The sequence below is a fragment of the Microbacterium xerophyticum genome (genome assembly GCF_053543555.1).
Map to the genome: position 1 here is coordinate 971,532 of NZ_JBLVOB010000007.1, position 8,769 is coordinate 980,300.

The following is an 8,769-nucleotide window of genomic DNA, read 5'->3' on the forward strand; positions in this document are numbered from 1 at the left end:
CATGCGAGGAGACAGTGATGAACGAGTCGAACGCCACCGCTTCCGGGGCAGCCTCCCCACCGCCGCCCCCGCGGCCGCCAGCGCCCTCCGCGGCACCGGCGCCGGCACCGTCACCGTCCGCAACGCCCGCCGTGGCACAGGCGTCGGCACAGGCACAGGCGCCCGCCGCCCCGCGCACCGCCCCGTCACCTGCGCCGGCCACGGGATCGGACTCCACGCCGAGCGACGCCGAGATGACCCGTGCCGCGAACGTGCTGAAGGTCGTCTCCGACGCGTACTCCGCGAAGATGGTGGGGCAGGAGCGCCTGCGCACCAGCCTGCTGGTCTCACTCATCGCCGGCGGCCACATCCTGCTCGAGTCCGTACCGGGACTCGCCAAGACGACCGCGGCATCCACCCTCGCCGACACCGTCAAGGCCAGTTTCAAGCGCATCCAGTGCACGCCCGATCTGCTGCCCAGCGACATCACCGGCAACCAGATCTACGACGCGCAGGCAGGCTCGTTCCGCACCGTGCTCGGTCCTGTGCACGCGAACTTCGTGCTGCTGGATGAGATCAACCGCTCGAGCGCGAAGACGCAGTCGGCGATGCTCGAGGCGATGCAGGAGCACCAGACCACGATCGGCGGAGAGGTGCACCACCTGCCCAAGCCGTTCCTCGTGATCGCGACGCAGAACCCGATCGAGCAGGAGGGCACCTACGAGCTGCCCGAGGCGCAGATGGACCGCTTCCTGCTGAAGGAGATCGTCGAGTACCCGAGCCCCTCCGATGAGTTCGAGATCCTCCGTCGCATCGACTCCGGCGTGCTCGATCCCGACCGCCACGTCGCCAGCGCCGTCACGCTGGAAGACGTGCAGCTGCTGCAGGACGTCGCGAGCCGCATCTACGTCGACGCCGCGATCCGCAACTACATCGTCTCGATCGCCTATGTGACCCGTAACCCCGGCCCGTACATCGGCGAGGAACGCGCCCGCTACATCAAGTACGGCGCGAGCCCCCGCGCGAGCATCGCGTTCCTCCAGGCATCGCGTGCGCTGGCCCTGCTCAACGGCCGCTCGCACGTGCTGCCCGAAGACATCCGCACCCTCCGCCACGTCATCCTCCGCCACCGCGTGCTGCTCACCTTCGAGGCCGACGCCGAGGGCATCCGCAGCGAGGAGATCATCGACCAGATCTTCGCGGCAGTACCGACGCCGTAATCCCTTCATGGCCAGCCTGATCACCCAGGTGAAGAGCAAGCTCTTCATCCACTCGTCGCAGAAGTCGATGCACGCGCTCGACGGCGCCTACGCGTCGCTGCTGCACGGGCGCAGCCTCGACTTCGAGGATCTGCGCAAGTACGAGTACGGCGATCAGGTGCGCGACATCGACTGGCGAGCCACTGCGCGCCTCGGCACCCCGCTCGTGAAACGGCACCGCGCGAACCGGATGCACACCGTGCTCTTCGTGGTCGACACCGGCAGGTCCATGACGGCGCTCGCGCACGATGAGAAGCCGAAGAAGGACCTCGCGATCCTCGCCACAGGTGCTCTCGGCATCCTCGCCCTGCGACACGGCGACGATTTCAGCGTCGTCCACGGCGACGCCGAGGGCGTGCGTCGACGTGCACCGGGCCGTAGTGAAGGGGCGCTCGAGCACGCCCTCCGCACGATCGATCAGGCCATCTCGGAGGGTCGAGCGCCCAGCGACCGGGACGCTCTGCTCTCGTTCGTCGCGCGCACGATCGCGCGGCGCTGCATCGTCGTGATCATCACGGACGACGCGCCGGTCACCGATGACACCGAGCGGATGCTGCGCCGGCTGCGCGTGCAGCACGATGTGCTGTGGATCACTCTCCGCGACGCCGACCCCGTGCTCGATCATGCATCGCACTCGGTGCGCGCAGACGTGAACACCAGATGGGCCGTCCCCGACTTCGTGCACGGCGACCGCGAGGTGCTCGGCGAGCTCATCGCCAGGACACAGGCGGATGCCGCCAGGCTCAACGAACTGCTCGATCGCCTCGAGATCAGCCACACCGCCCTCGACACCCAGGATGACGCGGTGGCCCAGCTGCTGCGCATGCTGAACCGGAGGGCGCATGTCCGGAACTGACGAGCTCTACCCACCCGCGCAGTACGGGTGGGGATGGATGCTGCTGGCACTCTGCATCATCGCCGTGCTCATCGTGGCCGCCTGGTTGCTGCTCTTCCTCACGAAGCCGCGGCGCGGCATCGTGATGCAGGGCGACGCGCAGGGCTCTGCGCCGATGACCGCCGACGTGCTCACGCAGCTGCGGCAGGAGTACCACGAGCGCATCGGCCAGATCGAGGCGGACTACCGGGGCGGGTCGCTCACCGCGCGGCACGCCAACCTCGAGCTGAGCCGCGTCGTGCGCACGTTCGTCAATGAGTACAGCGGCCTCGAGGCCCCCGTGCTCGCGCTCGACGACCTCGTGCGCCTCGGTGTGCCGCCGTCGCTGATCGACGCGCTGCAGCGGCACTACTACCCCAGCATCTTCCGCAAGGGCCCGGCGGTCGACCCGATCGCCGGCGCCGAGGCAGCGCACAAGGTGGTGGGCTCATGGCACTAGCGAACTGGTGGGTGCTCCTCATCGCTGTGGCCGTCATCCTGATCGCGATCGGGGTCGGACTCGCGATCGGCCTGCGCCGCGGCGCGCGCCACCGTGAACAGCAGAGCGCCCCGATCGCCAGGGCGGAGCGGCTGCGCGCACTGCCGTCGTTCCAGCACGCCGTCCGGCGCCGCACCGTCGCCCTCGCGGGTGTGCTGGCTCTCGGCGTGCTCGCCAGCGTGACCGCCGGGATCGTGGCCGCACGCCCCATGGCCTCCGAGACCATCCAGCCGGTCAACACCAGCCGCGACATCATGCTGTGCCTCGACGTCTCAGGGTCGATGAGCGAGGTCGACGTCGAGGTGCTCGGAGTGTTCGAAGAGCTGCTCGACGGTTTCGAGGGCGAGCGCATCGGCCTGACGATCTTCAACAGCTCACCGGTGCAGATCTTCCCGCTCACCGACGACTACGACTTCATCCGCGAGCACCTGCAGAGCATCAGGGAGAGCTTCGACTACCTCGAAGAGGTTCCGGAGCACTGGGTCGGCACGCTCAACGGCCCCGGCGCCTCGCTCATCGGTGATGGGCTCGCCTCGTGCGCCATGCGGTTCGATCACCTCGACGACGAGCGCTCCCGCTCGATCATCCTCGCCACCGACAACGAGGTGAACGGCGACTCGATCGTCACCCTCGAGGAGGCAGCGAACTACGCCGCCTCCGTCGGCGTGCGCGTCTTCGCACTCAACCCCGTGCAGGGCGTCGACACCGACATCAGCGCGGAACTCGTCGCGGCCGCGGAGACGACCGGCGGCGAGGCATACGGTCTGCGCGACACGACGACCGTCTCCGACATCATCGAGGACGTGCAGGAGCAGGAGGCGACGGAGCTGCGCGGTCAGGCGCAGGTCGTGTGGACCGACAACCCGAACCTCTGGATCGCGGTGCTGCTCGTCGCCGCCCTCGGTTTCCTGGTGCTGCTGTGGAGGGTCAGGCTGTGATCTTCCAACCCGTGCTCAACATCTTCCTGCTGGTGCTGCTGTTCGCACCGGTCGCGTTCGTCGTCGTGTGGATGCTGGTGAAGGCGGTTCGGCCTCAGGCCGGGGCGGCGGATGCCGGCACCGGGGCCCCTCCGTTCATCTGGGGGCTGCGCCTGCTGATGCTCGTGGCCTGCTTCATGATGCTGCTGCGGCCCGGCATCCCCGGTGGCGCGACCGAGACCCTCGCGACAGACACCGACATCCTCATCGTCGTCGACACCACCGCGAGCATCGTGGCGGAGGACTGGGACGGCGACGGCCAACGGCTCGACGGCGTCCGCGCCGACGTGCAGTCGATCGTCGATGAGTACCCCGGCGCGCGCTTCGCGCTGATCAGCTTCGACGCTGCCGCCGAGCTGAGGCTGCCGCTCACCACCGACGCCACCGCGCTCATCTCCTCCCTCGAGGTGCTGCGTCCCGAGGTCACGGCGCAGTCTCAGGGCAGCTCGATCGGCATCGCGAGCGCCATGGTCGAGGAGACGCTCGCGGCTGCCGCGGAATCGGCCCCCGACCGCTCCCGGATGGTGTTCTATCTGGGCGACGGCGAACAGACGGTGAGCACCGAACCCGAGTCGTTCTCCGCGAGCGCCGAGTTCACCGACGGCGGGGCGGTTCTCGGCTACGGCACGAGCGAGGGCGGCCCGATGAAGGTCACCTCCGGGAGCTTCGCGGCATCCGAAGAGGGCGGCGAGTACATCGAGTATCAGGGCGAGCCGGCGCGATCGGTGATCGACGAAGCCAATCTGCAGACCATCGCAGACGACCTCGGCGTGCCGTACCAGCTGCGCTCCGCCGACGCCGACATCGAGCTCCCGGAAGCGCCGACCACGACCACGAACTACACCGAGTCCGGGTCAGTGGGCAACGTGATCGAGCTGTACTGGATCTTCGCCCTCGTGATCGTGGTGCTGCTGGGCGTCGAGATCGCCCGCGCCACGATCCTCATCGCGCAGATGCGCGGACTCGCCACCCGGGGAGGTGACGTATGACCTCGCAGACGACCACCCCACTGACCGATTCAGCGGCTGCGACCGTCGCACCGGATGCCGCGGCAGCTCTGCTCGCCGCGAATCGTCGACGACGGCTGATCCGTCGCTGGGTCGCGATCGGCACGTTGCCGCTCACGCTCGCTGCGCTGCTCTTCGTCGGCAAGCTGCTGAGCATGTACGCGTTCGCCCACCAGGCGATCACCGCCTACGTCGTCGACGACTACGCTGGGTCGACGGCCGCGGCCGAGGGCCAGGAGTTCCTGAACTGGTTCGAGCCCTACAAGGCGCCGTACAACGTCGGCACAGCTCTGGCGGGATCCGAGGATCTTGACGGCGCACGCGTCAAGCTCGAAGAGGCTCTCCCGCTGGCACAGGGTCTCGAGGTCTGCGCGGTGCGGGTGAATCTCGCGATCGTGATCGAGCGTCAGGGCGATGCCGCGGTCGACGGCGGCGATGGACTCGGCGGCGCGGCCCTGTACGGCGAAGCGCTGCAGATCACCGCCGATACGCCGGAGGAGTGCAACAGCGAAGAGGCCGATGCGCAATCGCCCGACCCCGATCGCAGCATGGGCGAGACGATCGACGAGCTCGGCGACCGGCTGCAGGAGAAGCAGCAGCAGGCCCAGGAGCAGCAGCCGCCGCCCTCCGAGGGCGAGGGCGAGGAGCAGGAGCAGCCGCAGCAGCCCGGCCAGGACAAGCTCGACGAACTGCAGGACAAGCTCGATCAGGGCGCCGAGGAGCGCGAGCAGAACCAGGGCGACGAAGACGGCCCAGGCGGCGGGACGGACAAGCCATGGTAGAGCCCGAGAAGCAGCGCGCACGCTACATCGCCGGCACCCAGGGCGCCCCTCCTGTGCCACCGCCCGGCGGATATCACGGTGCCCGTCGGGTGCAGCAGATCCCCGCCGCGCTGCCGCAGGGCGCCCCGCTGCCAGTCTTCAGCAGCGCGCAGGAGCCGGACGAGAAGAAGCCTGCGAGCGTGATCGGGTGGATCGCTCTCGTGACGGCCATCCTCTTCGCCGTCGTGCTGCTGGGAACGCTGCTCGCCGGCGGCACCGACGCGCTGTACGGCGTGACCATGCTCACTCTGCAGCTCGTGGTGCTCGCCGTCGTGATCGCCGCCCTGTTCTCCCGACGCGGGCGCGTGCTCGCGGCATCCGCCCTCGTCGTCACACTGCTGCTCAACGTCCCCACCGTCGGGGCGATGAGCGCGCTGCAGACCTCGGCATCGGGCAACTATCAGGGCGAGAAGACCGAGGAGCAGAAGCACGAGGAGGCGTACCCGGGGATCAAGGACCTCTCGTCGAGCACGATCCTCGCCCAGCCCTCGCTTGAACAGGTGCGCACGCAGAGCGAGGAGATCCTCGCCGAGATCCGCAGCCGCCTCTCCGCGCAGTACGGCTACACGTGGACCGAGGCCGGCACCGAGAACCTCCGCCCTGAGCGCAACGGCTACGGCGGGGAATCCATGCTCGTCCAGTACACCTCCGTGCCGTGGATGACGAACGAGCCCATCCAGGACTACGACCGCAAGGTCGCCGTGATGGACGTCATCGAAGACGTCGTCACGCAGTACGGCATGTACGACCTGTACTCGTTCAACGAGCCTTCTTCGGGCATGGACGATTCGATCCAGGAGAAGTTCTACGGCAGCGCCGATCCGCGTTCGCAGAACACCTGGGAGTACTACTCGGACAACTATCCGGATCCGCTGCGCTTCTACGCCGTGATCTACGACACCTCCCACGACAGCACGGGAGAGTTCATCGGCGAGCGCGAGGCCCAGAGCGCCCGCACGGGTGAGCCGCTGGAGGGTCTGCAGATCTACTTCCTCGCTCCCGAACTGTTGAGCGAGGCGGACCGCGAGGAGTTCGAGACGCGGATGAAGGAGTACCCGGGGTACTGAGCGCCTGGCCGCGGCGGAGCGGTTCACGCCACGAAGGAGAGCCCCGCGGCGAGCGCGAATCCGAGCACCGTGGCAAGGCCCGTCGCCTCCTTGGCCTTGGACTGGGCGTCCGGCACCATCGAGTCGACGAGCATGACCAGCAGCGCACCGGCGGCGAAGCCGCTCGCTCCGGCGCTGAACTCGGCGCTCACGGCATCCGCCAGCGCATAGCCGGCGATCGTCGCGATCGCGCAGATGACGGCCACTGCTCCCCACAGCGACAGCACCCGCGAGCGCTTCATTCCGCCGTCCAGCAGGTCGGCGGCCGAGCCGATCGACTCCGGCAGGTTGGAGACGACGATCGCGATGACGAGGGCGACGCTCACCCCTTCGCCGGCGGCCAGTCCGATGCCGAGCACGAGCTGTTCAGGGATGCCGTCGAGCAGCGCCCCCACGGCGAGCGGGCCACCGGCGGACCCCTGCGATGCGGAGGCGCGGCGCTCGACGATCCGGTCGGCGAAGTAGTAGCAGAGCGCGCCAGCGGCGACGCCGAGGACGAGCGGGATCGGACCGCCGAGCTGCAGCCCCTCCTCCCACAGCTCGAACGCGATCGACGCCATGAGCGCTCCGGCCCCGAAGCCGAGCACGATCCCGAGCCACTTCGGCGGCCAGGTCCGCAGCAGCGCGAGCACCGCACCGACGAACAGCGGCGCGGCCGCGACCGCGCCCCACAGCACCGCCTCGATCATGCCCACACCCTAGCCCCGGCATCCGCTCGTTCGTGGCAGGTCCGGCACCGAACAGGCGACACGCCGCGCGCCGATAGACTGGACGTCATGTCCAAGGTCCTCCAGTCCCTGCCCGTCGGCGAGCGCGTCGGCATCGCCTTCTCCGGAGGACTCGACACCTCCGTCGCCGTCGCATGGATGCGCGACAAGGGCGCGATCCCCTGCACGTACACCGGTGACCTTGGCCAGCCCGACGAGGACGACATCGAGTCCATCCCCGGCCGCGCGCTCGAGTACGGCGCCGAGATCGCCCGCATCATCGATGCGAAGACCGCGCTCGTCGAAGAGGGCTTCGTCGCGCTGCAGTGCGGCGCGTTCCACATCCGCTCCGGCGGCAAGACGTACTTCAACACCACGCCTCTCGGTCGCGCCGTCACCGGCACCATGCTCGTGCGCGCCATGAAGGAGGACGGCGTCGACATCTGGGGCGACGGCTCCACCTACAAGGGCAACGACATCGAGCGGTTCTACCGCTACGGCCTGCTCGCCAACCCGCGCCTTCGCATCTACAAGCCCTGGCTCGACGCCGACTTCGTCACCGAGCTCGGCGGCCGCCAGGAGATGAGCGAATGGCTCGTCGAGCACGGCTTCCCGTACCGCGACGCCGCCGAGAAGGCGTACTCGACCGACGCCAACATCTGGGGCGCGACGCACGAGGCGAAGACCCTCGAGCACCTGAACGTCTCGCTCGAGACCGTCGATCCCATCATGGGCGTGAAGTTCTGGGACTCCTCCGTCGCGATCGAGACCGAAGACGTCACCGTGACGTTCGAGGCCGGCCGCCCCGTCGCGATCAACGGTGTCGAGTACTCCGATCCTGTCGCGCTCGTGAACGAGGCGAACACGATCGGCGGACGCCACGGCCTCGGCATGAGCGACCAGATCGAGAACCGCATCATCGAGGCGAAGTCGCGCGGCATCTACGAGGCCCCGGCCATGGCGCTGCTCTTCATCGCGTACGAGCGCCTGGTCAACGGCATCCTGAACGAGGACACCCTCGCGACCTACCACGAGCAGGGCCGCCGCCTCGGTCGCCTCATGTACGAGGGACGCTGGCTCGAGCCGCAGTCGCTCATGCTGCGCGAGTCGATCCAGCGCTGGGTGGGTCTCACGATCTCCGGCACTGTCACGATCCGCCTGCGCCGCGGTGATGACTGGACGATCCTCGACACCGTCTCCCCCAACCTCTCCTACGGACCCGAGAAGCTCTCGATGGAGCGTGTCGGCGACGCGGCCTTCGGCCCCGTGGACCGCATCGGCCAGCTCACCATGCGCAACCTCGACATCGCCGATTCGCGCTCGCGCCTCGAGCAGTACGCGGGCCTCGGCCTCGTCGGCGGCGCCACGGGCGAGCTCGTCGGTCGCGTCACCGCGGGCGAGGCATCCGAGATCACGGGCTCGGTGGAGGATACCGACGAGAAGCTTTCGGATGCCGTCGACACGGCGTCCGAGGGTGCGGCGTTCGACTCCGGCACCGACTGACACACCCACTTTCTGAGACCTTCACGTTCGGGGGGGG

The 8,769-nt window shown here is 68.5% G+C and carries 9 protein-coding genes; 8 read left to right on the forward strand and 1 reads right to left on the reverse strand.

Translation table 11 applies throughout. The annotated features are described in order from the left end of the window. Nucleotides 1–233: 233 nt before the first annotated feature. The 7 genes from ACNPNP_RS16240 to ACNPNP_RS16270 are packed head-to-tail and all read left to right on the forward strand — an operon-like array spanning nt 234 to nt 6,483. Nucleotides 234–1,199 carry an AAA family ATPase gene (locus tag ACNPNP_RS16240; protein WP_448967272.1) on the forward strand — a complete coding sequence of 322 codons (966 nt, stop codon included), beginning with the start codon at nt 234–236 and terminating at the stop codon, nt 1,197–1,199. A gap of 7 nt (nt 1,200–1,206) precedes the next feature. Beyond that, nucleotides 1,207–2,094 carry a DUF58 domain-containing protein gene (locus tag ACNPNP_RS16245; protein WP_448967065.1) on the forward strand — a complete coding sequence of 296 codons (888 nt, stop codon included), beginning with the start codon at nt 1,207–1,209 and terminating at the stop codon, nt 2,092–2,094. Further along, the gene (locus tag ACNPNP_RS16250) at nt 2,081–2,572 is read left to right on the forward strand and encodes a hypothetical protein (protein WP_448967066.1); all 492 of its coding nucleotides are present in this window, start codon (nt 2,081–2,083) and stop codon (nt 2,570–2,572) included. Before ACNPNP_RS16245 ends, ACNPNP_RS16250 begins: the two co-directional genes overlap by 14 nt. Next, nucleotides 2,563–3,549, forward strand: coding sequence for a VWA domain-containing protein (locus tag ACNPNP_RS16255; RefSeq protein WP_448967067.1), 987 nt, complete (start codon nt 2,563–2,565; stop codon nt 3,547–3,549). The genes ACNPNP_RS16250 and ACNPNP_RS16255 overlap by 10 nt, the downstream gene beginning before the upstream one ends. Further along, nucleotides 3,546–4,577 (forward strand): vWA domain-containing protein, encoded by a 1,032-nt coding sequence (locus ACNPNP_RS16260; protein WP_448967068.1) that lies wholly within the window; start codon nt 3,546–3,548, stop codon nt 4,575–4,577. The genes ACNPNP_RS16255 and ACNPNP_RS16260 overlap by 4 nt, the downstream gene beginning before the upstream one ends. Then, entirely contained in the window at nt 4,574–5,377 is an 804-nt protein-coding gene (locus ACNPNP_RS16265; RefSeq protein ID WP_448967069.1) for a hypothetical protein, read from the forward strand. The genes ACNPNP_RS16260 and ACNPNP_RS16265 overlap by 4 nt, the downstream gene beginning before the upstream one ends. Beyond that, complete coding sequence (locus ACNPNP_RS16270) at nt 5,371–6,483, forward strand: hypothetical protein (protein WP_448967070.1); 1,113 nt, start codon at nt 5,371–5,373, stop codon at nt 6,481–6,483. Before ACNPNP_RS16265 ends, ACNPNP_RS16270 begins: the two co-directional genes overlap by 7 nt. Nucleotides 6,484–6,506: 23 nt before the next feature. On the opposite strand, the gene ACNPNP_RS16275 is transcribed toward ACNPNP_RS16270, so the two are convergent. Next, nucleotides 6,507–7,211, reverse strand: coding sequence for a ZIP family metal transporter (locus ACNPNP_RS16275; RefSeq protein ID WP_448967071.1), 705 nt, complete (start codon nt 7,209–7,211; stop codon nt 6,507–6,509). Between the two features lie 87 nt (nt 7,212–7,298). Between ACNPNP_RS16275 and argG the strand changes: the two genes are divergently transcribed. Beyond that, entirely contained in the window at nt 7,299–8,732 is a 1,434-nt protein-coding gene (argG, locus tag ACNPNP_RS16280) for an argininosuccinate synthase (RefSeq protein ID WP_448967072.1), read from the forward strand. The last annotated feature ends 37 nt before the right edge of the window (nt 8,733–8,769 follow it).

Bases quoted from the DNA above. Each gene is read 5' to 3' on its own strand.
- argG (WP_448967072.1), top strand. From the start codon at position 7,299: ATGTCCAAGGTCCTCCAGTCCCTGCCCGTCGGCGAGCGCGTCGGCATC.
- ACNPNP_RS16240 (WP_448967272.1), top strand. From the start codon at position 234: ATGACCCGTGCCGCGAACGTGCTGAAGGTCGTCTCCGACGCGTACTCC.
- ACNPNP_RS16275 (WP_448967071.1), bottom strand. From the start codon at position 7,211: ATGATCGAGGCGGTGCTGTGGGGCGCGGTCGCGGCCGCGCCGCTGTTC.
- ACNPNP_RS16270 (WP_448967070.1), top strand. From the start codon at position 5,371: ATGGTAGAGCCCGAGAAGCAGCGCGCACGCTACATCGCCGGCACCCAG.
- ACNPNP_RS16265 (WP_448967069.1), top strand. From the start codon at position 4,574: ATGACCTCGCAGACGACCACCCCACTGACCGATTCAGCGGCTGCGACC.
- ACNPNP_RS16250 (WP_448967066.1), top strand. From the start codon at position 2,081: ATGTCCGGAACTGACGAGCTCTACCCACCCGCGCAGTACGGGTGGGGA.
- ACNPNP_RS16245 (WP_448967065.1), top strand. From the start codon at position 1,207: ATGGCCAGCCTGATCACCCAGGTGAAGAGCAAGCTCTTCATCCACTCG.
- ACNPNP_RS16255 (WP_448967067.1), top strand. From the start codon at position 2,563: ATGGCACTAGCGAACTGGTGGGTGCTCCTCATCGCTGTGGCCGTCATC.